The organism is Aureimonas sp. D3 (assembly GCF_001463805.1).
GTDB lineage: Bacteria > Pseudomonadota > Alphaproteobacteria > Rhizobiales > Rhizobiaceae > Aureimonas > Aureimonas ureilytica_A.
On the sequence record NZ_BBWM01000050.1, the window covers coordinates 92289 to 116958 of the forward strand.

General features: G+C 66.1%; 26 protein-coding genes. 9 read left to right on the top strand and 17 right to left on the bottom strand.

What is annotated here, in order from left to right:
• Window positions 1-208: 208 nt before the first annotated feature.
• Window positions 209-2917 (bottom strand): DNA mismatch repair protein MutS, encoded by a 2709-nt coding sequence (mutS, locus tag AUL36_RS14640; RefSeq protein ID WP_082655860.1) that lies wholly within the window; start codon window positions 2915-2917, stop codon window positions 209-211.
• Window positions 2918-3414: 497 nt separating this feature from the next.
• Between mutS and AUL36_RS14645 the strand changes: the two genes are divergently transcribed.
• A complete protein-coding gene (locus tag AUL36_RS14645) occupies window positions 3415-3705 on the top strand; it encodes a DUF1236 domain-containing protein (protein WP_193752868.1) in 291 nt (96 codons plus the stop codon).
• Between the two features lie 260 nt (window positions 3706-3965).
• On the opposite strand, the gene AUL36_RS14650 is transcribed toward AUL36_RS14645, so the two are convergent.
• The 6 genes from AUL36_RS14650 to AUL36_RS14675 form a co-directional block, all read right to left on the bottom strand.
• Entirely contained in the window at window positions 3966-4628 is a 663-nt protein-coding gene (locus AUL36_RS14650; RefSeq protein ID WP_062221930.1) for an outer membrane protein, read from the bottom strand.
• Between the two features lie 154 nt (window positions 4629-4782).
• Complete coding sequence (locus tag AUL36_RS14655) at window positions 4783-5682, bottom strand: GNAT family N-acetyltransferase (RefSeq protein ID WP_062221932.1); 900 nt, start codon at window positions 5680-5682, stop codon at window positions 4783-4785.
• 93 nt (window positions 5683-5775) lie between these two features.
• Complete coding sequence (gene acuI, locus AUL36_RS14660; protein ID WP_062221937.1) at window positions 5776-6789, bottom strand: acrylyl-CoA reductase (NADPH); 1014 nt, start codon at window positions 6787-6789, stop codon at window positions 5776-5778.
• Between the two features lie 23 nt (window positions 6790-6812).
• Window positions 6813-7313, bottom strand: a complete 501-nt coding sequence (lspA, locus tag AUL36_RS14665; RefSeq protein ID WP_058602043.1) for a signal peptidase II — start codon at window positions 7311-7313, stop codon at window positions 6813-6815.
• Window positions 7310-8185, bottom strand: coding sequence for a TrmH family RNA methyltransferase (locus AUL36_RS14670; protein ID WP_062221976.1), 876 nt, complete (start codon window positions 8183-8185; stop codon window positions 7310-7312). The genes lspA and AUL36_RS14670 overlap by 4 nt, the downstream gene beginning before the upstream one ends.
• A complete protein-coding gene (locus AUL36_RS14675) occupies window positions 8182-9360 on the bottom strand; it encodes a class I SAM-dependent methyltransferase (protein ID WP_244497134.1) in 1179 nt (392 codons plus the stop codon). Before AUL36_RS14675 ends, AUL36_RS14670 begins: the two co-directional genes overlap by 4 nt.
• A gap of 151 nt (window positions 9361-9511) precedes the next feature.
• Between AUL36_RS14675 and AUL36_RS14680 the strand changes: the two genes are divergently transcribed.
• Window positions 9512-9988, top strand: a complete 477-nt coding sequence (locus AUL36_RS14680; RefSeq protein WP_062221941.1) for a CoxG family protein — start codon at window positions 9512-9514, stop codon at window positions 9986-9988.
• A gap of 71 nt (window positions 9989-10059) precedes the next feature.
• Here AUL36_RS14680 and AUL36_RS14685 read toward each other — a convergent pair whose 3' ends face one another.
• The 3 genes from AUL36_RS14685 to sppA all read right to left on the bottom strand — a co-directional run bounded on the left by AUL36_RS14685 (window position 10060) and on the right by sppA (window position 12189).
• Window positions 10060-10473 carry a LapA family protein gene (locus AUL36_RS14685; protein ID WP_058602046.1) on the bottom strand — a complete coding sequence of 138 codons (414 nt, stop codon included), beginning with the start codon at window positions 10471-10473 and terminating at the stop codon, window positions 10060-10062.
• 268 nt (window positions 10474-10741) lie between these two features.
• The gene (locus AUL36_RS14690; RefSeq protein ID WP_062221943.1) at window positions 10742-11023 is read right to left on the bottom strand and encodes an integration host factor subunit beta; all 282 of its coding nucleotides are present in this window, start codon (window positions 11021-11023) and stop codon (window positions 10742-10744) included.
• A gap of 110 nt (window positions 11024-11133) precedes the next feature.
• Window positions 11134-12189: a signal peptide peptidase SppA gene (gene sppA, locus AUL36_RS14695; protein WP_082655862.1), complete on the bottom strand. Its 1056-nt coding sequence runs from the start codon at window positions 12187-12189 to the stop codon at window positions 11134-11136.
• 177 nt (window positions 12190-12366) lie between these two features.
• On the opposite strand from sppA, the gene lptC reads away from it, so the two are divergent.
• The 6 genes from lptC (at window position 12367) to ptsN (ending at window position 17952) form a co-directional block, all read left to right on the top strand.
• Complete coding sequence (gene lptC / locus AUL36_RS14700; RefSeq protein ID WP_058635802.1) at window positions 12367-13092, top strand: LPS export ABC transporter periplasmic protein LptC; 726 nt, start codon at window positions 12367-12369, stop codon at window positions 13090-13092.
• Window positions 13089-13730 (top strand): LptA/OstA family protein, encoded by a 642-nt coding sequence (locus AUL36_RS14705; protein WP_058602049.1) that lies wholly within the window; start codon window positions 13089-13091, stop codon window positions 13728-13730. Before lptC ends, AUL36_RS14705 begins: the two co-directional genes overlap by 4 nt.
• A gap of 138 nt (window positions 13731-13868) precedes the next feature.
• Entirely contained in the window at window positions 13869-14642 is a 774-nt protein-coding gene (gene lptB, locus AUL36_RS14710; protein WP_062221945.1) for an LPS export ABC transporter ATP-binding protein, read from the top strand.
• Window positions 14643-14995: 353 nt separating this feature from the next.
• Window positions 14996-16495 (top strand): RNA polymerase factor sigma-54, encoded by a 1500-nt coding sequence (rpoN, locus tag AUL36_RS14715; protein WP_062221947.1) that lies wholly within the window; start codon window positions 14996-14998, stop codon window positions 16493-16495.
• 287 nt (window positions 16496-16782) lie between these two features.
• Entirely contained in the window at window positions 16783-17358 is a 576-nt protein-coding gene (gene hpf, locus AUL36_RS14720) for a ribosome hibernation-promoting factor, HPF/YfiA family (protein WP_058599512.1), read from the top strand.
• Between the two features lie 135 nt (window positions 17359-17493).
• Window positions 17494-17952: a PTS IIA-like nitrogen regulatory protein PtsN gene (gene ptsN, locus AUL36_RS14725; protein WP_058635799.1), complete on the top strand. Its 459-nt coding sequence runs from the start codon at window positions 17494-17496 to the stop codon at window positions 17950-17952.
• 96 nt (window positions 17953-18048) lie between these two features.
• On the opposite strand, the gene AUL36_RS14730 is transcribed toward ptsN, so the two are convergent.
• From AUL36_RS14730 to AUL36_RS14755, 6 genes are all read right to left on the bottom strand, one after another.
• Window positions 18049-18306 carry a DUF1150 family protein gene (locus AUL36_RS14730; protein ID WP_244493382.1) on the bottom strand — a complete coding sequence of 86 codons (258 nt, stop codon included), beginning with the start codon at window positions 18304-18306 and terminating at the stop codon, window positions 18049-18051.
• Between the two features lie 44 nt (window positions 18307-18350).
• On the bottom strand, window positions 18351-18788 hold the full coding sequence (locus tag AUL36_RS14735; RefSeq protein WP_058599510.1) for an Hsp20 family protein: 438 nt from the start codon (window positions 18786-18788) through the stop codon (window positions 18351-18353).
• Between the two features lie 175 nt (window positions 18789-18963).
• Entirely contained in the window at window positions 18964-19458 is a 495-nt protein-coding gene (gene msrB, locus AUL36_RS14740; RefSeq protein ID WP_058599509.1) for a peptide-methionine (R)-S-oxide reductase MsrB, read from the bottom strand.
• A gap of 196 nt (window positions 19459-19654) precedes the next feature.
• The gene (locus tag AUL36_RS14745; RefSeq protein WP_058599508.1) at window positions 19655-20218 is read right to left on the bottom strand and encodes a fasciclin domain-containing protein; all 564 of its coding nucleotides are present in this window, start codon (window positions 20216-20218) and stop codon (window positions 19655-19657) included.
• A gap of 107 nt (window positions 20219-20325) precedes the next feature.
• On the bottom strand, window positions 20326-20763 hold the full coding sequence (arfB, locus tag AUL36_RS14750) for an alternative ribosome rescue aminoacyl-tRNA hydrolase ArfB (protein WP_062221949.1): 438 nt from the start codon (window positions 20761-20763) through the stop codon (window positions 20326-20328).
• A 268-nt stretch (window positions 20764-21031) separates the two neighbouring features.
• Complete coding sequence (locus AUL36_RS14755; RefSeq protein WP_062221951.1) at window positions 21032-22645, bottom strand: phosphoenolpyruvate carboxykinase; 1614 nt, start codon at window positions 22643-22645, stop codon at window positions 21032-21034.
• Between the two features lie 329 nt (window positions 22646-22974).
• Between AUL36_RS14755 and AUL36_RS14760 the strand changes: the two genes are divergently transcribed.
• Window positions 22975-23454, top strand: a complete 480-nt coding sequence (locus tag AUL36_RS14760; protein ID WP_058599505.1) for a pyridoxamine 5'-phosphate oxidase family protein — start codon at window positions 22975-22977, stop codon at window positions 23452-23454.
• Between the two features lie 117 nt (window positions 23455-23571).
• Here AUL36_RS14760 and AUL36_RS14765 read toward each other — a convergent pair.
• Window positions 23572-24670 (bottom strand): methyl-accepting chemotaxis protein (locus AUL36_RS14765; RefSeq protein ID WP_244497136.1); only part of this gene is annotated, 1099 nt, incomplete at its 5' end.

Genomic DNA, 24670 nt, shown 5'->3' on the forward strand with positions numbered 1-24670 from the left:
CTCGCTTCGGTGAGCCGGCTACAGGTCTGCGGTGGAAGCGCCGCCGCTAAGAACCGGGGACAGAACCATTCGGCGGAGGGCGAGCGAGGGATTGTTTCTGTCGGCGAGGCGCCGGGCGCAGGCCATGCAGCGCATGGACGAGCACCGGCAACGATGCCCGGCGGGAACAAGACCCGGTCGATCGACCCGAAGGGTTCTGTCCCCGGTTCTAAGCCTTGGGCGAGCGCGGCAGCAGGGCTTTCAGCCGATACAGCGCCTCCAGCGCCTCGCGGGGGCTCATCGCGTCCGGGTCCACTTCGCTGAGCGCCTTCAAGGCCGAGGGCACTTCGGGCTCGGCTGGCTTGCGGTTCAGCGCGGCGAAAAGCGGGAGATCATCGATAAAGGCCGTGCGCTTTTCGCCCTGCTCGCTCTTTTCCAACTGGGTCAGAACCTGCCGCGCGCGCTCCAGAACGGCCGGGGGCAAGCCGGCGAGCCGCGCCACCTGAATGCCATAGGAGCGGTCGGCGACGCCGGCCGTCACCTCATGCAGGAAGATGACCTCGCCTTCCCATTCCTTGACGCGCACGGTGACGTTGGCAAGGCGTTTGAGCCGCGCGGCGAGCGCCGTCATTTCGTGGAAATGCGTGGCGAAGAGCGCGCGGCAGCGGTTCACCTCATGCAGATGCTCCACCGCCGCGAAGGCGATGGACAGCCCGTCATAGGTCGCCGTACCCCGCCCGATCTCGTCCAGCACCACGAGCGTCCTTTCGCTCGCCTGATTGAGGATCGCGGCGGTTTCCACCATCTCGACCATGAAGGTCGAGCGCCCCTCCGCCAGATCGTCGGACGCGCCGACGCGGCTGAACAGGCGGTCCACCACGCCGATATGCGCCTCAGTCGCCGGCACGAAGGAGCCGATCTGGGCGAGCACGGCGATCAGCGCGTTCTGGCGCAGGAAGGTCGACTTGCCGCCCATGTTCGGCCCGGTGATCAGCCAGATCGCCCCGGCCTCGCGCTTGGGCCCCGTGCCGGCCGGCGGCGAGAGATCGCAATCGTTCGCCACGAACTGACCGCCGCCAGACGCCTTCAGCGCCGCTTCCACCACGGGATGACGCCCGCATTCGACCCGGAAGGCGAGGCTGGAATCCACCAGCGGGCGCACCCAGTTTCCCGACAGCGCGAGTTCGGCGAGTGCCGCCGTCACGTCGATCAGCGCGAGCGCAGCGGAGGCTGCGCGAAGCGCATCCGTTGCGGCCAGAACCTCGGCGCGCATTCGATCGAACAGGGTGAGTTCGATGCGCAGCGCCTCCGCCGCGCTCTGGGCGATGCGCGTTTCCAGATCGCACAGCTCCACCGTGGTGAAGCGCATGGCGGAGGCGAGCGTCTGGCGATGGGAAAAGCCGCTGCCCTGCTCCAAGAGCGCAGCGCCATGGGCTTCGGGCACTTCCACGAAATAGCCGAGCACATTGTTGTGCCGGATCTTCAGGGAGCGCACGCCCGTTTCCGAGCAATAGCGCCCCTGGAGATCGGCCACGACCTGCCGCGAATGATCGCGCAGCGCCAAGGCCTCGTCCAGCGCCGCATCGGCCCCTTCGCGCACGAAGCCGCCGTCCCGCCTCTGCAGGGGCAGTTCGTCGCGCAAGGTGGCGCGTAAGGCGAAGCGCAGATCCTGCGGCAGCGCGGATATGGCGCGGCCGGCCTCCATCAGCTCCCAACTGAATTCGCCTTCTTGGAGAAGCTCGCCGATCAGGCTCGCGCGCTCCAGACCTTCGGACACCGCGCCGAGATCACGCGGCCCGCCCCGGTCGAGCGCGAGGCGCGACAGGGCGCGCTCGGTGTCGGGCATTCCCTTCAAGGCGGCACGCAGCTCGCCGCGAAGCTCCGGGTCGTCCAGAAGCGCGGCGACGCTGTCCTGTCGGCGCGCGATGGCCTGCGGGTCGGTCAAGGGCCAGGCGAGGCGGCTCGCCAGCAGCCGCGAGCCCGCGCCCGTCACGCAGCGGTCGATCGTGGCGAGAAGCGAGCCCTGCCGCTTACCGGAGACGGTGCGGGAGAGTTCGAGGCTCGCGCGCGTCGCGGGGTCGATCACCATGAAGGAGCCGGCTTCGACCCGCTCCGGCCGCTCCAAAGGCGGGCGGGCTTTCAGCTGCGTGCGTTCCAGATAGGAGAGAAGCGCCGCGCCCGCTGAGAGTTCGGCCCGGCCGAACGCGCCGAACCCGTCCAGCGTCGAAACCTCGAAGAAGCTTTGCAGGCGCTCGGCGGCGGTCGCCGCATCGAAGAGGCTGGCCGGCTCGAAACGCACGCGCCGGCCGAGGCGGCGCAGAAGCGGCTGCAAGGCTTCGTCCTCGCGCAGGGCGTCGGCTACCACGAGTTCGGCCGGCTCCAGCGCCACGACATCGGCAAAGATGCGATCGGCGGCCGAGGGCGCGATGCGGAACTGCCCGGTGGACAGGTCGGTCCAGCCGAGCGCGAAGGACCCGCCCTCCCCGCCGAGACGCGCGAGCGCTGCGAGGAAGTTCGGCCGGCCGGGCTCCAGCAGCGTTTCCTCGGTTATCGTGCCGGGCGTCACGAGGCGCACGACCTCGCGCTTGACGACCGATTTCGCGCCGCGCTTCTTGGCCTCGGCCGGGTCTTCCACCTGCTCGCAGACGGCGACGCGGTAGCCTTGCGCGATCAGCTTCTCCAGATAATCGTCCGAGGAGACGACCGGCACGCCGGCCATCGGAATATCGGCGCCCTCGTGCTTGCCGCGTCGGGTCAGCGTGATGCCGAGCGCGCGCGAGGCCTCCACCGCGTCGTCGAAGAAGAGTTCGTAGAAATCGCCCATGCGGTAGAACAGGAGGCAGTCGGCATGGCGCGACTTGATCTCCAGAAACTGCGCCATCATCGGCGTCGGCGCGCCGCCATCGGCTTTCCCCTCTGCCCCGCGCATCTCGGGCATAGGATCACCCTCCGCCTTCGAGGCGGCAGCAGGGACGGCGAGGGCAGGTCGGATCATGTCCAGCATCCGCTGATCGTATCGGTTTTCATGAGGGGGAGGAAAGTCACGCGGCCACCATGGCGGCGCTTGCACCCGGTATCCACAAGCCGCGCGCGGACGCCGACCTCATGTCAGGAACGAATCATCGGCGGCTGCACGAGACGCGCCCCTCTCCAAAACCTATACCGCACCGCAAGGGGGGCAATGACGAAAGAAGCGCCAGCCATGCCATGGAACTGCGCGCCGGCACCCAGCCTCCGCTCCTTTCCGGCATGAGATCGGCCCTCCGACAGGAACACAGGCCATTCAGCGCCCGTTCAGCGCCGAACCCTTATTTTCATTCAAGCGATCGACCCACCCTCTTGGCGCGTTGGCATCTGGGGCGGTGAGGCCTATGATGCACCGCAAGGTAGCGCGGACGATGCGCTACGCGAACAGTTTTGGAAACGGGAATGACCATGACACGGAACGGAGCCCGCCTTGCGGGAATGCTGGTGGCCCTTGGCCTTGCCGCCGCTCCGCTGACCGCCCTTGCGCAAGACAAGATGCCGGTGAACGCCCATCAATATGCCGTCGACCATCCCGTGCCCGACGTGACGCTGCGCCTCGCGCCGACGCTGGGCGCTTCGGTGCCCGCGCAGGTGCAACTCGCCGCGATCGAGGGCACGAAGGATTTCGGCTATTTCTACTATGACGGCCGCCCGGTGCTGGTCGACATGGCGACCCGCTCCATCGTGCGGATCGACTGAACGCTTCGGGTTTCGCAGGGGTCGGCCTCTTCAGGGCCGGCTTCTCGAAGCCTTGCCGCGGCGCGGCGCGCTCGGTGCCGCGCCCTTCGCTTCTTTACGACCAAATGTCATCGCGTTCGCCCCCACCGTGCGTAGCGAACGGGTGACTTGCGTTCCTGTCACAGCGGCCGTTCAGGACGCGCCCGCTCCTTTTTGAGACGGCACACCTCCACCGCCATACCGTTTCACATGCTGCCGGATCGCCCTGCCCTATGCAGCGTCTACTGCGCCCCGAAACGGACGCTCGCGCCGAGCACGAACTGGTTGGTCACGATGTCGGTTTTCAGCGAGCCGCCGCCCGTCAGGTCGGCGTCGTGGTGGCTGTAAGCCAGCTTGACTTCGCCGAAGACGGACAAAAAATCCGTGAGCGCGACATCCGCGCCGGCCAGCGCCTGAACCGCCGGCCCGGTCACCTGATATTCGAAGGTGCGCGGGCCGCCCACTTCCTGATACTCGACATGCGGAATGGCGATGCCGGCTCCGATGCCCGCATAGGGCGTGACGCGGCCCATGAGCGGATCGGCGCGATAGAGCGCGTTCACCGTCAACAGGTTGAGCCCGTCGGTGAATTCCAGAACCTTCACGCCCTGCGGCAGCGGATCGGCCGCGACCTTGGCATGGGCATAATCCAGAGCGACGCCCCAATGCGGCTGGCCGAGATCGTTCAGCCAGGCCGTGCCGCGCACGCCGTAATAGGGCGCGCCGCTTTCGAAGGTGCGCCCATCCCATTCGACATCGAGCGACCGGGTGGACGGCCCGCGTTCGACATCCACCGTACTGTCGAACGAGGAATTATAGCCGCCATAGGCCGAGATGACATATTCCGCCCGCGCCCCGCCGATCGCGGCCATGGATATCAGGCAAGCCAGGAGGCAGCGGCGCATCGGCAATGTCCTTCCCCGAGGATCAACGCGGCAGAAGCCGCGTTTGCTGGAAAAGGAGCTACCGGAGCCCGGTGACAGGCGTGTTACAGACCGGCTCGAGAGATTGGCGACGGCGTACTTTCAGGCACGCGCTTTAGAGTACGCGTCCAGAAGGTCAGGCAGCGGAGCGCGTTCCCTCGGTGTCGAAATGCTGGACGTAGCGCGCCTTAATGTTTTTGACGGGCATGATCACGAGCACGTCCGTCGTGCCGAACTGGTGATCCACCACCGCGTCCAGGCCGACATAGCCGCCGATGCGCAGATAACCCTTCAGGAGCGGCGGCAGGCTGGCCAGCGCGCGCTTGGGATCGAGGCAGGCAACGGAGCCCGCAACGCGCGCGCGGCGTCCGGCCACGGCCGACACGCGCCAGTCTTCCGGCGGCGGCGCGTTCTCACGCAGAAAGGCGAGCGGCGCTTCGAGGGCGGTGAGGTCGGTACCGCTCAAGGAAGCGCAGCCGAAGAGAACGTCGATCCGATGCTGCTTCACATAGGCCCAGATACCCTGCCAGAGCAGTTCCACCGTGCGCTTGCCGCGATAGCTCTTGAGAACGCAGGAACGGCCGAGTTCCAAGAAGCGGGCGCCCGGATGCCGGCTAATCAGGCCGTCGATCTCGAATTCGCCGGCTGTGTAGAAACCGCCGGCCAGAGCCGCCTTGTCCTGCTGAAGAAGACGATAGGTGCCGACGATCCGCGAGCCGGCCGGGCGCGTCGTGTCGATGACGAGGAGATGGTCGCAGAACTTGTCGAAGACGTCGCGGTCGCGCCGCGTCATCCGCTGGAAGGCGGAAGGCTTGGCGTTCATCTCTTCGTAGAACACGTGATAGCGGAGCTGCTGCGCTTCGCGCAGCTCGGCGCGCGAGCGCGCCAGCCGCACCTCCAGCTCGCACAGGCGGCCGAGAACCGGCACCAGCGGATCGAAGGGCGCGGGTCGCCCGAGCTTGATGCGAACGCCGATCGGCTGCTTGAGCCTGATAGGCTGGGCCTGCGTCATGTCGATACGCTTGAAAGCACCCATATGATCGACCTCCGGGCCTTGCTTCTGCCAAGAATTGACATAAGCCGTACTCGCGACCCTTTCATGACGTAAACCATAAACCAAAGCAAACGGTCATATGACAGTGGCCGCCGCCACATCCGACACCACGACGCGCCCGCGCACTTGGCCTGCCAGCAGACGCTGCGCGGTGGGCACGATGTCGGCAAAGCCGATGGGGCTGGTGAGGCTCGACAGCGCGGCCGGGTCGAGGTCTTCGGCCAGACGCGCCCAAGCGCGGCGGCGCTCCGCCTGCGGCGCATAGACGGAATCGACACCCAGGAGCGCGACGCCGCGCAGGATGAAGGGCGCGACGCTAGCCGGCAAATCCATGCCGCCCGCCAGACCGCAGGCGGCCACCGCTCCATCCCGCATCGTCTGCGAGAGGACGTTGGCAAGCGTGTTGGAACCAACGCAATCGACGCCCGCTGCCCAGCGTTCTTTGCCGAGCGGCTTGCCGGGGGCGGAGAGTTCGGCCCGCTCCAGAACGTCGGACGCGCCCAGCCCGCGCAGCCAATCCGCCTCACTCGGCCGGCCCGTCACCGCCACGACATGCCAGCCACGCTTCGCCAGAAGCGCCACCGCGATCGAGCCGACACCACCGGCCGCGCCCGTGACCACCGCCGGCCCGCGCTCGGGCGAGAGGCCGAAGCGCTCCAATGCGAGCACGCAGAGCGCCGCCGTATAGCCGGCTGTTCCGATAGCCATCGCCTCGCCGGAAGAGAAGCGATCGGGGAGCGGCACCAGCCATTCGGCCTTGACGCGGGCAACGCCCGCATAGGCGCCCCAATGGGTTTCGCCGAGCCCATAGCCGTTAAGAAGAACCTGATCGCCCTCGCGCCAGAGCGGCGAGCGCGAGGCGCGAACCGTGCCGGCCAGATCGATGCCCGGCACCATGGGCCAGCGGCGCACCACGGGCGAGCGCCCCGTGAGCGCCAGCGCGTCCTTGTAGTTGATGGTGGTGGCCTCGACGGCGACATCGACATCGCCGTCCATCAGGTCGGAAGCCGAGAGAGTCACGTTCTCGACCAGGGTTTGCCCGCCCTCGCCTTGGGTCAGACGGATCGCCCGAAACCTGTCATTCCCCATGCGCTTTCCCTCCCGAATGTGCGTCAGCCCTTGTCCTGAGCCGGCATCTCGCCCGACGTCTTGGGTCGGCGGCCGACCAGAAACTCGTCGATCAGGATCAGCGCCGCGCCGATCGTGATGAAACTGTCGGCGAGGTTGAAGACCGCGAAGCTCCAGACCGGCGTGTGGAAATAGATATAGTCCACGACATAGCCAAGGCTCACCCGGTCGATCAGATTGCCGACGGCACCGCCCGCAATCAGCGCGAAGCCCCAATGGGTGAGCCGGCGCGAAGCCGGCGTATTCCACCAGAGCCAGACCACGAAGCCGAGCACCAGGGCCGAGATGACAGCGAGCCCGAGATCGTGGAATCCGTCCAACATCGAGAAGGCGATGCCCTCGTTGCGCGCATGCAGCAGCGCCAGAAAGGGCAGGATTTCGATGGCCTCTCCCAGCCCCATGGTGCGCACGACGAGGAGCTTCACGATCTGGTCGATCGCGGCAAACGACACGACCAGCGCCGCGCTACTCAGAAGCCGCGTCACAGCTTGAGGCTCCCGCGCCGCGCCTCGAAGATCATGAGGCCCGTGGCGACCGCGAGATTGAGACTGTCAGCCCGGCCGACCTGGGGAATGCGCACCAGCGTCTCGCAGGCCCCGGCCATCGTCTCCGACAGGCCGCTCTGCTCGTTGCCCATCAGAAGCAGGGTCGGGCGCTTGCCATAGGGCGGCTCGCGATAATCCACCGCGCCCTTCATATGGGTGCCGACCACCAGACCCTTGAACGTGCCGCGCCAGCGCAGAAACTCCGCTTCGCTGAGGCGCACGATCGGCACGGCGAAGATCGAGCCCATCGTGGCGCGCACGGCTTCCAGCGAGAAGGGATCGACACTTTCGCCCACCAGGATCACGCCCTTGGCCCCGGCCGCATCCGCCGTGCGCAGGATCGTGCCGAGATTACCGGGATCGCGCACCCGGTCGAGCGCCACCAGAAGCCCGTCCTTGCCCGCGTCGAGTTCGTCCGTGCGATAGAGGCGCTGGCGGAAGATGCCGATGGCGCTTTGCGGATTGTCGCGCCGGGCAATCGCCGCCAGAACCTTGTCGCTCGCCTCCAGAACGTCGGCCCCGAGCGAAACGGTGCGCGCGGCGGCCTTTTGCAGGAGTTCGGAGTGAAGCTGCGTCTTGGCGGCCACCAGCGTTTCGATGCGCCAGCCCGCGTCCAGCGCGTCGAGAACGAGCTTCAGCCCCTCGGCCAGAAAGAGACCCGTTTCCTCGCGATGCTTCTTCAGCGCGAGATTGCGGATGTCCTTCACGATCGGGTTGGAAACGCTCGTAACCTCCTTGACCCGGCCGGGCGCGACCGTGTCGGGCCGGCGCGCGGACGGGGCGGAAGAATTGGCGTCGCGGTCACGGCTCAAGCGGATACCCATCTGGAAAAAAGCGAGGTGGAAAGAAGACGGGCATCCTCGCCCGCCTCGCGAATCACGAGTTCGCCCGATTCGATCGCGCCGCCAAGGCCCCGGCATTGTTCGCCCATGAGAGCCGACAGCGAATAGAAGGACGAACGAATGGAATAGGCTGTCAGCACCAGCGCCAGGGGGTTCGCCGACAGGAGCTTGCGCATCAGCATCAGGAGATAGGGCAGATCCTCGAAAATCTGCCAGACTTCGCCCTTCGGCCCCCGGCCGAATTTCGGCGGGTCGAGAAGGATGATGTCATAGGTCGCGCCGCGCTTCACCTCGCGCTCGGCATAGCGCACGGCATCCTCGCAGATCCAGCGGATCGGCTTGTCGGCGACGCCAGCGATCTCGGCATTCTCGCGCGCCCAGCCGATGGCGCGCTTGGAGGCGTCGACATGCGTGACATCAGCCCCCGCGCGCGCCGCCAGCAGCGAAGCAAGGCCCGTATAGCCGAAGAGGTTCAGGACGCGCACCGGCCGCCCCGCCCCTTCGATCAGGTCGGTCATGAAGCGCCAGTGGACGGCCTGTTCGGGAAAGACGCCGACATGACGGAAGGAGGTGAAGCGACCGAGATAGGCGAGCCCATCCTGCCGCATGGGCCAAGTCTCGCCCAGCGCCTCGCGCGGGAAACGCCAGCGGCCGGTGCCCTCTTCGTCCGTGTCGCCGGTGAAGATCGCGTCGGCCCCGTCCCAATCGGCCGCGTCGGTGCGGCGGGGCCAGATCGCCTGATTCTCCGGCCGGCGGATGGTCAGCGGCCCGTAACGCTCCAGCTTCTCGCCGTCGCCCGAATCCAGAAGCGCGTAGTCCGCGCCGGGCTCGACCGTGAGGATAACAGGCGCGCGAAAGGCCGGACGGGCGCCCTCGGGCCATTCCACGGCCGGGCGGTCGCGCCGCCCTTCGCGGCCGAGTTCGTCGGTGGAAAGGCGTGGGCGCTCGGCCTCCTCGGGCGCGGCGCGCACGCGCTCGGCCGGCTCGGGCCGCTTGGGAGCGGCGCGATGCTCGGCGCGCTCGGCCTCGGCTCCGTCGCGGCGGCTGGGCCGGCGCGGCTCGCGATGGCCGGGGCCACTGTCGGGGCTCGCGGGCCGGCCGGGCCGCTTGGGCGCGCCGGGCCGGGATGTCCTGTTCTTCGTCATCGGCGGCTCATAGCGCATGGAGGCGTTTTGGAGCAAACGTCCCGAACGGTGAAACGCGTCTCGCCGCTTGGCAAGCACCGAGACCGGCGTATTCTTTCTGAATTGCCGCAGCCTTCGCATCCGACAAGGCGCGGCCCATGGGAGGACGAGGATGGATCTGAAGGGTGAATACCGACTGGCCGCGCGGCGCGAGAAGGTCTGGGCCTTGCTGAACGACCCCGAGACTCTCAAAAGCTGCATTCCCGGCTGCCAGAGCCTGGAAATGACCGGCGAGAACGAGATGTCGGCCACCGTGGTGGCCAAGGTCGGCCCGGTGAAGGCGACCTTCAACGGCGTGGTGCGGCTCGAGAATATCGATGCGCCGCGCAGCTATTCCATTGTGGGCGAAGGCAAGGGCGGCATCGCAGGCTTCGCTTCGGGCGGGGCCGATGTGTCGCTGGAGGAGGACGGCGAGGACACGGTCCTGCACTACGAGGTCGACGCCAAGGTCGGCGGCAAGATCGCCCAGCTTGGCGGGCGGCTGGTGGATTCCACCGCCAAGAAATTCGCCCATCAGTTCTTCGACTGTTTCGCCGCGCGCGTCGCCGGCGACACGGCGGCGGAAGTCTCCGAACCGGCCGGGGCCTGAGCGCCCCCTCGATCGGGCAAAAAAAAGAGGCGGATCGCTCCGCCTCTTTTTCGAAGAAGGATGAGAAAGTCTCAGGCGGCGACCGACGGGCCGGCCAGCGCGCGAGCGCCATGACCCTGCGTCGGGGCGGCAAGAGCGGGGCCTTGCGCGGCGGCCAGCTCCCGGTCGCGCTCTTCGCGCAAGCGGCGCATCCGCTCGTTCGAAAGCTCCAGCTCGTGACGCAGATTCTCGATCTCGCGGCGGCGGTTGGCCGCCTTGGTGCGGTGATGGCCCTGCGACATCCAGGTGCCGAAACCGCCGAGCAGGAGGCCGACGATCAGCGAGCACAGGAGCAGAACGAAGAGAGGCGCCTGAAAGGCGAATTGCGGCATGGTGCCGATCGGGTCGAACGACACGTCGATCGCCTCGCGATTGGCGACGCAGAACACCACGAGCAGGACCGCCAGCGGCGCGAGGATGAGGAAAGAAATTATCTTCAGGATCATCGAATGGCCACTTCGAACCTTGGAATACGCCCAGAGAGAATGGTGCGCCGCACCGAACCGGCAAGCTGTCCCATCGGAATGAGGCATACGAGGGAAGAGGTCAATCCGCCTCGCGACAGGTCTTGAATCTTCCGCCACGATCCGAGGCCGGCATCCACGCGGGAAGCGTGACAACGCTCCCCGCCGACGCCTGCCGCCGATCAAACCTGTTGGCCATCATGACGGCATAGGTCGTGGGAACGAGCCAAGCCCGTTGCGCCCGGCGCGATCAGTCGACGTTCAGCCGCTCGCGCAGTTCCTTGCCGGTCTTGAAGAAGGGCACCCACTTCTCCTCGACCTCCACCGACTCGCCGGTGCGCGGGTTGCGGCCGGCGCGCGGCGGGCGATTCTTGATCGAGAACGCGCCGAAGCCGCGCAGTTCCACGCGGTTGCCTTCGCAGAGCGCCTGCGTGATCTCGTCGAAGATCGCGTTCACGATGGTCTCGACGTCCCGCTGGTAGAGATGCGGGTTGCGGCTGGCGATGATCTGGACGAGTTCGGATTTGATCAACGCGATATCCTCGGGCGACGGGTCGGGCGTGAGTCTTGGATAAAGACACGGAGGCCGCCCTTCAAGCCCTTGTTTTTGAATTGCAAAGCGGCATCACTCGCGGCCCGGCGTCAAGGCGTCGAAGGTTGCCAAAGCGACACCATGCCGTCAAGGTGCCCGCTCGCCTTGCCGAGCGCGCCGATGAGATCGGCCGGGGCGGCATTGAAGCCGAGAAGCCCCCAGAAGGCCGAGCGCGCCGCGCCGAACAGGCCCCAGCCGTCCTTTTCGGGCTCGCGATCCTCGATCTTCAGCCCGGCCGGCACGCCGCGCTCGCTCTCGAACCAGCGACGGATTTCGCGCTCGCCGCCGAGCGCATCCACCAGCTTGTTCTGGAGGCCCTGCTCGCCGGTGAAGACGGAGCCGTCGGCCAGCCGCCGCGCTTCCTCTTCGGGCAGGGCGCGGCGCTCCGCGACGAGCCCGACGAACCAGTCATAGGAATTGTTGACGAGCCTTGCGATCATCTCACGCGCGCCGGGGGCGGCCGGCGCGAAGGGCGAAGGCTCGGCTTTCAGCGGCGAGGATTTCACCGCGTTCACCTCGACGCCGATCCGCCCGAGCAGGACGGAGGCATCCACATATTGGAAGATCACGCCGATCGAGCCGACGATGGAGGAATGATGCGCGACGACCCGGTCCGTCGCCATGGCCACCATGTAGCCGGCGGAGGCGGCCAGCGTGCCGACCTCGGCCGCCACCGGCTTGACGGCGGCGAGATCCCGGATGGCGTGATAGAGCGTTTCGCCGCCCACCGTGGTGCCGCCGGGCGAGTTCACGCGGATGATGACGGCCCGAACGTTCGGATCGGTCTTCAACTTTTCGAGAAGTTCCAACCTGTCGCGATCCTCGGTGATGAGGCCGGCGACCTCCACGCGGGCGATCTCGGGCGCGGCGGTGGCGACGGTCGCGCCCGGCCGCCAGCCGCCGGCAATTGTCAGCGCGAGCACGGCCAGGATCGCCGCCAGCACGGCCAGAATCCGCCAGAAACCCAGCTTGCGACGCAGGCGCCGCCGATCGATCAGGCTATCCGCATTCATGATCCGCCAGTGCTCCTTGCCGGGCGGATCGAGGCCCGCCATATCGGGCAAGCGATAGAACGCGGCGCGGGCGCTGCCAAGCGGGCGGCCCATTCGGGGAAGCGGAGGCGCCATCGTCCCGGGCGCATCGACACAGCCCGGCCTTCGCTTAACCACGCAAAAACCCCATATCACTTATAGATACGACACGATACGTTGATTGACCGCAGAAGGCATCCGACCGATCCGGGTTCGGAGGCTCTTCCGCGACAGGCGAGGAATCGAATTCCATTGCAGGCTCGCATCGATTCGACACAGTTCGCGCAGGATCCGCGCCATGCCGCGCTCGCCAGTTCCACGAACCCGAAGGGAGACGAGCGGCGCGAGCGTGAGTTCCGGCGCGCCCGACGCCATTCGCGCTGGGTGCGCTGGCTGAAGATCGGCCTTCCCACGGTCGCAACCGTGATCGTGCTGGCGGGCCTCGGCGTGACCTGGCTGGCGCGTGTCGTGCCGGGCGATCTGGCCTTTGCGTCCACCTCGATCCAGGACGGGCGCCTCGTCATGTCCGACCCGCGCATGTCGGGCGTCGACGGGCGCGACCGTCCCTATTCCATGTTGGCCAACCGGGCCATTCAGACCTTGGGCGGCTCGGGCGTCGATCTGGAAGGCGTGCGCGCCGACCTAACGGTGGACGACAATACCAAAGCCCAGCTTCAAGCCGCCAAGGGCCATTACGACACGCGCACGCAGATGCTCCGGCTTTACGACGACATCACCGTGGAAACGACGAGCGGCATCCGCATCAAGCTGGCGAGCGCCGACGTTTCGCTTCAGGATGGGCAACTGACCGGCAAGGGACCCGTGAACATCGCGACCCCGAATCAGACCCTCGAAGCGGGCAGCGTCGTGATCGTCCAGCGCGGCCACGAGGTTTCGTTTCGGGACCGCGTGAAACTGACCCTCCTGCCCACCGCCAACAACGGGGCGACGCCCCCATCCAGCGAGCCCAGACCATGATCCCGACCCATCGCTCCCGCGCCATGCTTCTGGCTTTGGCCGGCTCGCTCGCACTCTCAGGCGCGGCGCTGGCCCAGAGCCAGTCGCAAGGCTTCGGCAATTCGTTCGGTGGGCTTCAGGTCCAGGGCGACCAGCCGGTCGCGATCGAATCCAACCAGCTCGACGTCGATGACGGCAAGTCGGTCGCGACCTTTTCGGGCGATGTCAGCGTCCAGCAGGGCGCGACCTCGATGACCGCCGAGAAGCTGGTGGTTCATTACGTGCGCAAGCAGGACGGGGCGAACGGCAAGGCAGCCAAAGCCGAGCCGGCCGCCGCGCGCTCCAACATGCCGGGCGGCTCGGACGATATTTCCAAGCTGGAAGCGCTCGGCAAGGTCACGATCAAATCCGCCGATCAGGTCGCCACGGCCGACCGGGCCGATTTCGACATGGCGACGCAGGTCGCGGTCCTCCGAGGCAATGTGGTGCTCAGCCAAGGCAAGAACGTCGCCACGGGCTGCATTCTGAACATCAAGATGGATACGGGCGTCGCCCGCCTTCAGAGCCGCGATTGTGGCGGCGCGCCGGGCGCCGCCACGGGTCGCGTGCGCATGCTCCTGTCGCCGGGTGCGGGACAGCAGCCGGGTGCGAGCCGCTAAGGCGCGCGACAGCCGCCCGGCCGGCCCGCGATCGGCTGTCGCGTCGCGCGGCACCGCTCGCCGTCAAATCGCCGCTCGCGGGCCGAACAGTGCTTCGGCCCGCGAGCGCCCTCCCTGCCTTGATCTGGACGCCCCTCCTTGCTCGATCCCAACGCCCCCTCCTCACAGCCCCCCTTGCGTCACCCTTCGGAGGGAACGCTGGTGGCGCGCGGCATCACCAAGACCTATCGCGGCCGGCGCGTCGTGGATTCGGTGGATGTGGCGGTGCGGCGCGGCGAGGCGGTGGGTCTTCTCGGCCCCAACGGCGCGGGCAAGACGACCTGCTTCTACATGATCACCGGGCTCGTGCCGGTGGATGGCGGGCGCATCGAGCTGGACGGGCACGACATCACGCAAACGCCCATGTATCGCCGCGCGCGTCTCGGCATCGGCTACCTTCCGCAGGAAGCCTCGATCTTTCGCGGCCTATCGGTGGAGGACAACGTCCGCGCCGTTCTGGAGATGGTGGAGCCCGACAAGGCGGAGCGCGAGCGCCAGCTCACCGCGCTTCTGGAAGAGTTCCGCATCGCGCACCTGCGCAAACAGCCTTCCACGGCGCTGTCGGGCGGCGAGCGTCGGCGCTGCGAAATCGCCCGCGCGCTGGCCTCGCGCCCGACCTTCATGCTTCTGGACGAGCCCTTCGCGGGCGTCGATCCGATTGCCGTGGCCGACATTCAGGAGCTCGTTCGGCATCTGACGCGCCGGGGGATCGGGGTTCTCGTGACCGACCACAATGTGCGCGAAACGCTGGGCCTGATCGACCGCGCCTATATCATGCATGCCGGCGCGGTGCTGACCCATGGCGCGCCGCAGGAGATCGTCGAGGACGCCGACGTGCGCCGCATCTATCTCGGCGAGCAGTTTACCTACTGAGAGCCTGTTTGGAAGCTCGCTCGGGTCGGCGCGACGGGTCTTTTCCGTCCCCGTTTCGTTGCCGAGGGCGAGCCACTCGTCTCGCCCGTTCGCATGAACCCTCGCCGATGCCGACCTGGCATCGACTGCGTTTGGCGCCTCACGGGACCTAAAAATCCCTCGCCGCCCTCCGCCGCCGAGTTTCCAAACAGGCTCCGAGCGTGTGATCGCCTCCCGCCCTTGACAAGCAAGTTGCGGACCAGTTTCCTGACGCGAGCATGAGGGGCCGCCCGCTGGTCGATCCAGACAGGTCGGACCACCCCATCGCCGGCCTGCCGCGCCGGCCGTTTCGGTATCCAAGGAGGGCTGGAGGCATGAATCTGTCTGTGAACCTCCAGATGCGTCAAAGCCAGTCCCTGGTGATGACGCCCCAGCTTCTCCAGTCGATCCGGCTTCTCCAGTTTCAACATGCCGAGCTTCAGGCCTTTCTGGAGCGGGAGGCCGAGGCCAATCCGCTGATCGAGGTCGAGGCCGGAACGGCGCAAAGCGCCACGGAGGGCGGCGACACCCCCGACGACCTCGCTCCCCTGTTGCCGGGAGCCGATCTGGCGCCGCTGACCGGCACACGCGACGATGGCGAGGTTTTCGCGGACGCGGCCGAGCGCATCGGCGACAATGCCGATGCCGCGCGGGACGATCTCGCCTTTTCGGGCGAAGGGCTGGTCTTGTCCGGCTTCGCGGCCGAAGACGACGGTATCGAGCGCATCGGCGAAGGGGTTCGGTCCCTGCGCGACCATGCGCTGGGCGAAATACACGATACGTTCGGCAACGCCACTGAGCGCGCGCTGGCAGAAACGCTCTTCGCCGAGTTGACGGAGGCCGGCTATCTCGCGGCCGACCCGACCGAGCGGGCCGCCGAGCTGGGCGTAGCGCTCGAGGCGGCCGAGGCTCTTCTCGCGCGGCTTCAGGCTTCCGCCGAACCGGCCGGGCTGTTTGCGCGCGATCTGGCCGAGTGCCTCGCCATTCAGCTTCGTCGGCGCGGGCGCTTCGACCCGGTGATCGCCTGCGTGCTCGCGCATCTGCCGCTTCTGGCCCGGCGCGACTTCGCCGCGCTCGCTCGGCTGACGGGCGAAAGCGAAGCCGATGTCGCCGAGATGCTGAGCGAAATCCGTACGCTCGATCCGCGCCCCGGCGCGGGGCTCGGCGAGCCCGAAGCCACGCCCGTCACGCCCGATATCGTGGTGCGCGAGGACGCAGAGACCGGCCTTTGGCAGGCCGAGCTGAACGCCGCCGCCTTTCCGCGCCTCGTTCTGCGCGCGCCCGACAGCATCGCGCCCGCTGGCGCATTCCGCGCCGGTGAGCGCGGCTTCCTGACCCAATGCCAGCAATCGGCCAGCTGGCTGCAGCGCTCGCTGGAGCAGCGCGCCCGCACCATCCAGAAAGTCGCGGGCGAAATCCTGCGCCGTCAGGACGGGTTCATGGCCGAGGGCGTCGCGGGTCTGCGCCCCATGACGCTGATGGACATTGCCGAGGCGCTGGGCCTGCACGAATCGACGGTCAGCCGCGTCACCTCCGGCAAGTTCATGGCGACACCGCGCGGCACGTTCGAAATGAAATTTTTCTTTACCGTCGCGATCGCCGCATCGGGCGGGGGCGACGCGCATTCGGCCGAGAGCGTGAAGCTGCGAATCGGCCGCATGATCGCCTCCGAAACCGTCGATCATGTCCTGTCGGACGATGACATCGCCGCCCAGTTGCGGGAGGACGGCATCGAACTCGCCCGCCGCACCGTCGCCAAATATCGCGAAGCCCTCGGCCTTCCGTCGTCGGTTCAGCGCCGACGCGAACTCAACGCCAGACGCCTCGCGGGCTGACCGCGATCCCCCCGCCGAGCGAGGGCATGATCGGCGCATGGCGGGCCAGAACCGCAGGGTTTCCCTGTACGGTTCGACAGGTCCTCAAGCGTCATATCGGGGGAATTTGGAGCGAAGTCTGATCCTGTTTCCGGCGCAGATCAAGTCTTTCGCTCCGCTCCGTTTTGCGCTGGAATGTGACGGTTCCGAGTGGCCGGAACCAAAGGCATCGCAACGTCTTGGAAGAGGGCGGCGAGCCGATGGTTCAGAGAAGGAACGGGCCGCCGGACGTTAGGAAGGAGAAACGAATGGCAATTCGTGTATCGGGCCGTCACATGGATGTCGGCGAGGCCTTTCGCACTCGGATCGACGAGAGGCTGAACGATCAGGTCGCCAAATATTTCGACGGCAATTTCAACGGCTCCGTCGTCATCTCCAAGGAATCCGCCCGCTATTGCGCGGACGTCACGCTTCATCTCGACAGCGGCGTGTATTTCCAGGCCACGGCCGAGTCGCATGATCCCGAGTCCTCGTACATCGAGGCGATGGAGAAGATCGAAAAGCGTCTGCGTCGCTACAAGCGTCGCCTGAAGGATCACAAGGCCAACGCCAACACCTCGCGCGAGATCGCCTATACCGTCATGAGCGCGGTGCCGGACGAGGAAGAGGAGGTCGCAGAAGACTTCGCGCCCGCCGTGATCGCCGAGACCTCCATGATGCTCGGCACGATGAGCGTCGCCAATGCCGTGATGGAACTCGACCGGCGAGACGGGCCCGTCGTGGTCTTCCGCAACGGCGCGAGCGACACCGTGAACATCGTCTATCGGCGCGCCGACGGCAATGTCGGCTGGATCGACCCCTCGACAGTGCGACCCCAAGCCTGATAACGGAGCGCAACTCCAGAGCGCGGGAGAGGCCGGCAGCGGCTCCTCTCGCGACGATCTCTCCGACCTGACCGGGCTTCGGCCCGATCGGGTCTTCCGGCGCTTGGGCGCCGGGCGACGTGGAAGGCCTCAAACGTGGTTCTAGCCGATCTGATCGCCGAGGACGCCATTCTGCCTGCCCTTCGCTCTCATTCCAAAAAGCAGGTTCTGCAGGACCTTTCGGAAAAAGCGGCCGAACTTACCGGACTTTCGGCCCGTACCATCTTCGAGACCGTGCTCCAGCGCGAGCGTCTGGGCTCCACGGGCATCGGCAACGGCATCGCCATTCCCCATGGCAAGCTCAACGACCTTCCGCGCATTCACGGCGTCTTCGGGCGGCTGAACAAGCCCGTCGATTTCGAAGCGGTCGACGATCAGCCGGTGGATCTCGTGTTCCTTCTGATTGCGCCCGAAACGGCGGGCTCGGACCATTTGAAGGCGCTGTCGAAGATCGCGCGCCTCCTGCGCAATCCGCGCGCCGTCAGCGAGTTGCGCGCCGGCCGCGACGCGGCAACGCTGCATCATCTGATGACACAGGTCGAATTCCAGTCTTGAACGCGTTCGCCCACGAAAAAGCCGGCCCGGAGGATCATCCTCGGCCGGCTGCGTTTTCGCGAGGCTGTCCTTGCCTCTGAAGCGGTCAGTGCCTCTTCAATGCAGGCTCACCGTCATCAGCTCGTTTTCCGTGGCGCTCGCCAGGATGGAGCCCCGATCATCCGACACGGCCAGAGGCGTGCCGTCGGCGGAAAACAGCGCCCAGAGCTTGAGGCCGGGCCGAATGGCCTGGGCGGACGGAAAGCGGGCGCGAATATCGTCGGACGACATGCGACGGAGATAGGCCAGATGGCCTTCGCCGAGCGCGGCGAGATCGGACTGGGACACCCTGCTCGAATGGTACGTGATGGTCATGATCATCTCCTTCGAAAACAAACGGGCGATCGGGTCGGCGGGTTTCATTCATCCACGGCGATCGCGATCTTCCTCACCACTCGCTCTGGTTCAGGCTTGACCAGATCGACCATCAGAAGACCGTTCTTCAGCTGCGCGCCCAGGATGCGCATGCCATCGGCGAAGAGAAAGCTCTTCTGGAACTGGCGCGACGCAATGCCCCGGTGCAGGAATTCACGGTCCGTCCGGTCGCTCTGTGCGCCCCGGATGGTCAACTGGTTCTCTTCTGTCGTGATCTCCAGGTCTTCGGGCTGAAAGCCCGCCACGGCCAGGGTGATGCGAATGGCGTCTCCGCCTGCATTCCCGTCCGCAGCCTCCGTCCGAATCCGCTCGATGTTGAAGGGCGGGTAGCCATCGCTCCCCTTCCCCAGACGTTCGAGCGTACGTTCCACTCCATCGAAGCCGAGCAGCAACGGACTGGAAAACGGCGTGAACCTGTTCATCTCTCGGCAAGCCCTTGTTTCAAGCGACTTATCGGCTGCAACCCCATTCAAGCGGCGATCGCGGCCGATCCGTTTCGAATATGGTTGCTGGACCGGCCCGCTTCAATGCGCCACCGATCCAACCCCTATGAAGAACCCGAAAGCTTGACGGAGCGCTAATGCCGAAGACGCGTGGTCAGGACTGGGACTTGCCGGCTTCGAACTGAAGCGCCACGCCGTTGATGCAATGGCGCTTGCCGGTCGGCGGTGGGCCGTCGTCGAAGATGTGGCCGAGATGACCGCCGCATTGCGCGCAGTGAACCTCGGTGCGGGGATAGACCAGCACATAGTCCGTCCTGGTGCCGATGCTGCCGTCCACCGCGTCCCAGAAGCTCGGCCAGCCCGTGCCCGAATCGAACTTCGTGTCGGTGGAATAAAGCGCGTTGTCGCAGCCCGCGCAGTTGAAGAGGCCGCTCTCGTGAACGTTCAGGAGCGGGCTGGTGAAGGGGCGCTCGGTCGCCTCCTGCCGCAGGACGGCAAAGGCGTCCGGGCTCAAACGCGCGCGCCATTCGCGCTCGCTATAGGTCACGGAAAAGGTCTCGGCCTCCGCCTCGTCGCGCCAGAGCGCGTTTCCCGCGCCGAGCGCGAGCGCGGCCAGCGATCCGGACAAGAGAAAACGACGGCGATTCATGACGGACCTCCAAGGGTGGGAAACGGATCGGCGCCCCATTCCCGTCTGGAGAATGGGACGCCGGTTGAGCGGGTTCAAGCAGAGCGACACGGCCGGCCCCAGCAATCGCGGCCCCTCGGCCGCCTCGCTTCACCGCAGCCAGGCTAGGGGCTGCGGCAAGGCTCGTTCCGAGCGCGGCTCTGCCGTGGCAGATCGATCAGGGCATCAGCACGGTGTCGATGACATGCACGACGCCGTTCTTCTGCATGACGTCGGCCTGCGTCACGGTCGCGACATTGCCCTTGGCGTCGGTCACGGTGAGCTTGTCGCCCTTCATGGCGAGGGTCAATTCCTCACCCTCGACGGTCTTCACCATGTGCTTGCCACCATCGTCCTTGATCATCTTCATGGCCGCCTCGGACGTCGCCTTGGCCGGGACCACGTGATAGGTCAGGATCTTGGTCAGCTGAGCCTTGTTCTCGGGCTTCACCAGCGTTTCGACCGTGCCGGCCGGAAGCTTCTCGAAAGCCGCGTTGGTGGGCGCGAAGACGGTGAAGGGGCCGGCGCCGTTCAGCGTATCGACAAGGCCGGCGGCCTTCACGGCGGCGACGAGCGTGGTCAGGTTCGAGGCGTTGGGCGCGTTCTCGGCAATGGTCTTGTTGGCGTACATCGGCGCACCGCCGACCTCCACCGACGCGCCCGACTGGGCATGGCTGGCACCTGCGACGCTGCCGGCGAGCACGAGACCCAGAGCGGCCGAGCGGATGAGGGACTGAAGCATGTCGGGTTTCCTCTTGTGAACCATCCCGATCGGGAGGCTGCTCAAGGTACGAAGACTGCTAACAATCGGTTTCGTCCGCTTACGATCACGAAAGCGTGACCGCACCCTTAATCCGAAACGCGCCCGCGCATTCGCTTGGTGTCCGAGCGACCCTTCTTGGCCTGCAGCCGGCGCTCCACGGCCCCGCGCGAGGGACGCGTCTTCTTGCGCGGCGGCGCGGGTGGCACCAGGGCCTCGCGGACCAGCGCGACCAGACGCTCGCGCGCATCCTCGCGGTTGCGCTCCTGCGTGCGATGGCGCGAGGCTTCGATGAGGATTTCGCCCGCCTTGGTGGCGCGCTGGCCGGCAAGCTTCAGAAGGCGCTCCTTCACATCCTCGCCCAGAACGGCGGAGGCGCTGGCGAAGAAGCGAAGCTGAACGGCGGTCGAGACCTTGTTGACATTCTGTCCGCCCGGCCCGGCCGCGCGGATGAACACCTCCTCGATCTCGTCTTCGGGAATGATCGTGCGATGGCTCACCCGAAGCCCGCGAATCTCCTGTTCCATGACGCGCCCTTTTCGCCGCCTCGCGCTGGGCCGCGATCGGCCGCAAGGTCTTGAACGCGCCAAGCCGAGAGGAAGCCAGACAGAGCTTCGCGCTAGCCCTTCGTTCAGGCAAAGCCCGCCGCCCTGTCAAGCCGCGAGCGGCAGCCCCCTCAAACGACGAGGGCCTGCGCCCTTTCGGTCGCAAGCCCTCGCTCCTCCTCCCAGAGAAGCCCTTATAGATGGTTCACCGGCCGCCGGCCGAAATCGGCGGCCTGCGATGGAGCGAAACCTACTCGGCCGCGAGCGGCAGCGAGGCCGGGGCGGCGCCGAGCACCGAGCCGTCCACATGCGCTTCGAACTTCTCGAAGTTGCGGCGGAACATGTCGGCGAGCTTGCGGGCCTGCGCGTCGTAGGCGACCCCATCCGCCCAGGTCGAGCGCGGGTCGAGAATGGCAGTTTCGACGCCCGGCACCGCGACCGGCACCTGGAAGCCGAAATGCGGGTCGGTGCGGAACTCGGCATTCTTCAACGAGCCGTCCAGCGCCGCGTTCAAGAGCGTGCGCGTCACCTTGATCGGCATCCGACGGCCCGTGCCGTAGGCGCCGCCCGTCCAGCCGGTCGAGACCAGCCAGCAATCGACCTCGTGCCGCGCGATGAGATCGCGCAGGAGATTGCCGTATTCGGCCGGGTGACGCGGCATGAAGGGCGCGCCGAAGCAGGTCGAGAAGGTCGCCTCCGGCTCGGTCACGCCCTTTTCCGTGCCGGCGACCTTGGCGGTGTAGCCGGACAGGAAGTGGTACATGGCCTCGGCGGGCGAAAGCTTGGCGATGGGCGGCATCACGCCGAAGGCATCGGCCGTCAGCATGATGATGTTCTTGGGGTGCGCGCCCCTTCCCGTGTCGCTGGCATTGGGAATGAAATGCAGCGGGTAGGCGGCGCGGGTGTTCTCGGTCAGCGACCCGTCGTCGAAATTGGGAACGCGGTTCTCGTCCAGAATGACGTTTTCGAGCACCGTGCCGAACATGCGGGTCGTGGCGAAGATTTCCGGCTCGGCCTCGGCCGAGAGGCGGATCGTCTTGGCGTAGCAGCCGCCTTCGAAATTGAAGACGCCGTCCTCGCCCCAGCCATGCTCGTCATCGCCGATCAGCGTGCGGCGCGGATCGGCCGAGAGCGTCGTCTTGCCGGTGCCCGACAGGCCGAAGAAAACCGCCGTGTCGCCGTTCGCGCCGATATTGGCCGAGCAGTGCATGGGCATGACGCCCGTTTCCGGCAGGCGGTAGTTCAGGACGGTGAAGACCGACTTCTTCATTTCGCCGGCATAGGTCGTGCCGCCGATGAGAATGATATTACGCGTGAAGTCGCAGGCGATCACCGTTTCGGTGCGGCAGCCATGGCGCTCCGGGTCCGCCTTGAAGGACGGCAGGTCGATGATCGTCAGCTGCGGCACGAAGCTTTCTAGCTCTTCGGCAGTCGGACGGATCAGGAGATTGCGGATGAAGAGCGAGTGCCAGGCGAATTCGGTGACGACGCGGGTGCGGATCGCGTTCGCCTCGTCGGCGCCGCCGACGAGATCCTGCACGAAAAGGTCGCGCCCCGCCGCATGAGCCTTGAAATCCTCATAGAGGCGCTCGAAGGCGGCCGGGTCCATCGGCTTGTTGTTGTCCCACCAGACGCGCGGATCGGTGGTCTCGTCGCGCACGACGAACTTGTCCTTCGGGCTGCGGCCGGTGTGCTGACCCGTGGTCACGACCAGCGCGCCGTGCGCGGTCAGACGACCTTCGCCACGCTGGAGCGCGGTCTCGACCAGTTCCGCCTCGCCGGCATTCCAGCGAAGGGAAGAAAGGCCCGACAGTCCGGTCGATTCGATTCCAATGCGGGAATTGCGGATTCCGGTTTCTTCCATGGGTCCGTCTCCTGATCACGCTGCGCACAAGCAACGCCGCCTCACGGAAACGAGATAACTCAACGACCGAGCTTCATCAACAGATCGAAACACTAAAACTGAAATGATTTCAGTCGTTTAATCGGTTTAGATTTTTTATATGACAGTCTAAATCGGTTCAATCGCGGTTTTAATCGCATTAAGTGCCGCAGGATTTTTTTTGCATCCCGTTTCAAGAATCGTCGTCTTACTCACTCGGACCGATTCTGCGTGGCACCTTTCGGCTGGCCATGCGTTCTGGCCTCTCCAAGCGGACTTGTCCTGTCCGCACCAGACGCAAGGGAAACCACATGGCTGCTGAAGCGACCGACAAGTTCTGGGACATGGCCGAAGACTTCTCGACCTGCATGGTCACGACGCGCGATGGCCAGCGCCTGCGCTCCCGCCCCATGGCGCCCTATCTCTCGCGCGAGCGCGGCGAGATCCTGTTCTTGACCGACGCGACCTCCCACAAGGTGGACGAGGTCGAGGCCGAGCCGCAGGTCGCCTGCAGCTTCACGCAGAAGAACGAATATGTGGCCGTGTCCGGCACCGCGCGGGTCAGCCAGGACCGGGCGCTGATCGACGAAATCTGGGACGACGAGGCCGAAGCCTGGATGCCGCAAGGCAAGGATGGCCCCAATGTCGCCGTGCTCGTCGTCACGCCCTCGCAGGCCGAAATCTGGGACGTGACATCCAACAAGCTGACGCAGGCTTGGGAATTCGCCAAGGCCTATATCGGCGACAAGCCGCAGCCCGATACGACCGAGAACGTGAAGGTTCAGCTCTAAGCGCGAACGCCCCTCGCGAAGACGGGGCACTACCAGGGCGCCACCGTCTCCAGACTGTCATCAACATTTCGGGCCGGCCCAAGCGGCCGACCCGAAGCTTCAAGGTTGAGGATGGGGTCAGGCGACCCGACGCAAGGCCGGGCCACTCGTCCAGCGTTCCTCAGACATCCCGTCGGCCATGTCGAAGCGCGAGTTCAGGCGAAGCAGAGCCTCGTTGATCTGCTGCGCGCCGGCGTTCTGCTCGCTGCAGGCGGCCGAAATTTCGCGCACCAGTTCCGACGTGCGCCGAATGCCGGGCACGAGATCAACCAGCATATTCCCCGCCTCTTCGGAGGTTTTGAGCGTCGAGACGGACAGCGCGCCGATTTCAGCGGCCGCATGCTGCGAGCGTTCGGCCAGCTTGCGCACCTCGGACGCCACGACCGCGAAGCCCTTGCCGTGCTGTCCGGCACGAGCCGCTTCGATGGCCGCGTTCAGTGCCAGGAGATCGGTCTGACGGGCGATTTCCTGGACGATCTTGGTGCGTTCGGCGATCTGGCGCATCGCATCCACGGATTTGGCCACGGCCTGCCCGCTGCGCTCGGCGTTGTCACGCGCCTCGTTGGCGATGCGCTCGGTCTGTGCGGCGTTGGAGGCGTTCTGCGCGATGTTGGATGCCATCTCTTCCATGGCGGACGAGGCTGCGGATGTCGCGCCCATCTGGGCTTCGCGCAGCGTCGCCTGCTCCTGTTCCATGGTCTTGCGCGCATGAATGTCGCTCAGCGAACCGCCGATGCGAACCGGATCGCCTGCCGCATCGCGCGTGCAGCCGCCCGTGGCGTTGAACCAGCGATAGGTGACGCCATCGGCCATGCGCAGACGGTAATCGACATTATAGGGGGTATTGCCGCTCTTGTCGGACACGAACCCGCCGAACACGGCAAAGACGCGGTCGCGGTCTTCGGGGTGAAGACGGTCCGACCAGCTCGTCATGAGATCGGGAAAATCCTTCGGGTCGCGGAAGCCGAGCAACCGGGAGAACTCGGGCGACCAGGTCCAGCGGCTATTGGGCGAGGTCGCGTCGTTGTCCGCAATCACGGCATCCCATAGTCCGACGCCGATATGATGGTCCAGAATGTTCACGCGCTGGCGGAGATCGGCCAATTCAGCCTGAACATCTTTCAGTTGCGACCGCATCCAATTCAGCATGAAAAACTTCCATTCGAGGTATGGTTTA

Excerpts from the sequence above, each read along its gene's own strand:
- mutS (WP_082655860.1), bottom strand. The coding sequence starts at position 2,917 with ATGCCCGAGATGCGCGGGGCAGAGGGGAAAGCCGATGGCGGCGCGCCG.
- AUL36_RS14645 (WP_193752868.1), top strand. The coding sequence starts at position 3,415 with ATGACACGGAACGGAGCCCGCCTTGCGGGAATGCTGGTGGCCCTTGGC.
- AUL36_RS14650 (WP_062221930.1), bottom strand. The coding sequence starts at position 4,628 with ATGCGCCGCTGCCTCCTGGCTTGCCTGATATCCATGGCCGCGATCGGC.
- AUL36_RS14655 (WP_062221932.1), bottom strand. The coding sequence starts at position 5,682 with ATGGGTGCTTTCAAGCGTATCGACATGACGCAGGCCCAGCCTATCAGG.
- acuI (WP_062221937.1), bottom strand. The coding sequence starts at position 6,789 with ATGGGGAATGACAGGTTTCGGGCGATCCGTCTGACCCAAGGCGAGGGC.
- AUL36_RS14675 (WP_244497134.1), bottom strand. The coding sequence starts at position 9,360 with ATGACGAAGAACAGGACATCCCGGCCCGGCGCGCCCAAGCGGCCCGGC.
- AUL36_RS14680 (WP_062221941.1), top strand. The coding sequence starts at position 9,512 with ATGGATCTGAAGGGTGAATACCGACTGGCCGCGCGGCGCGAGAAGGTC.
- AUL36_RS14685 (WP_058602046.1), bottom strand. The coding sequence starts at position 10,473 with ATGATCCTGAAGATAATTTCTTTCCTCATCCTCGCGCCGCTGGCGGTC.
- sppA (WP_082655862.1), bottom strand. The coding sequence starts at position 12,189 with ATGGGCCGCCCGCTTGGCAGCGCCCGCGCCGCGTTCTATCGCTTGCCC.
- AUL36_RS14705 (WP_058602049.1), top strand. The coding sequence starts at position 13,089 with ATGATCCCGACCCATCGCTCCCGCGCCATGCTTCTGGCTTTGGCCGGC.
- rpoN (WP_062221947.1), top strand. The coding sequence starts at position 14,996 with ATGAATCTGTCTGTGAACCTCCAGATGCGTCAAAGCCAGTCCCTGGTG.
- hpf (WP_058599512.1), top strand. The coding sequence starts at position 16,783 with ATGGCAATTCGTGTATCGGGCCGTCACATGGATGTCGGCGAGGCCTTT.
- AUL36_RS14730 (WP_244493382.1), bottom strand. The coding sequence starts at position 18,306 with ATGACCATCACGTACCATTCGAGCAGGGTGTCCCAGTCCGATCTCGCC.
- AUL36_RS14735 (WP_058599510.1), bottom strand. The coding sequence starts at position 18,788 with ATGAACAGGTTCACGCCGTTTTCCAGTCCGTTGCTGCTCGGCTTCGAT.
- msrB (WP_058599509.1), bottom strand. The coding sequence starts at position 19,458 with ATGAATCGCCGTCGTTTTCTCTTGTCCGGATCGCTGGCCGCGCTCGCG.
- AUL36_RS14745 (WP_058599508.1), bottom strand. The coding sequence starts at position 20,218 with ATGCTTCAGTCCCTCATCCGCTCGGCCGCTCTGGGTCTCGTGCTCGCC.
- arfB (WP_062221949.1), bottom strand. The coding sequence starts at position 20,763 with ATGGAACAGGAGATTCGCGGGCTTCGGGTGAGCCATCGCACGATCATT.
- AUL36_RS14755 (WP_062221951.1), bottom strand. The coding sequence starts at position 22,645 with ATGGAAGAAACCGGAATCCGCAATTCCCGCATTGGAATCGAATCGACC.
- AUL36_RS14760 (WP_058599505.1), top strand. The coding sequence starts at position 22,975 with ATGGCTGCTGAAGCGACCGACAAGTTCTGGGACATGGCCGAAGACTTC.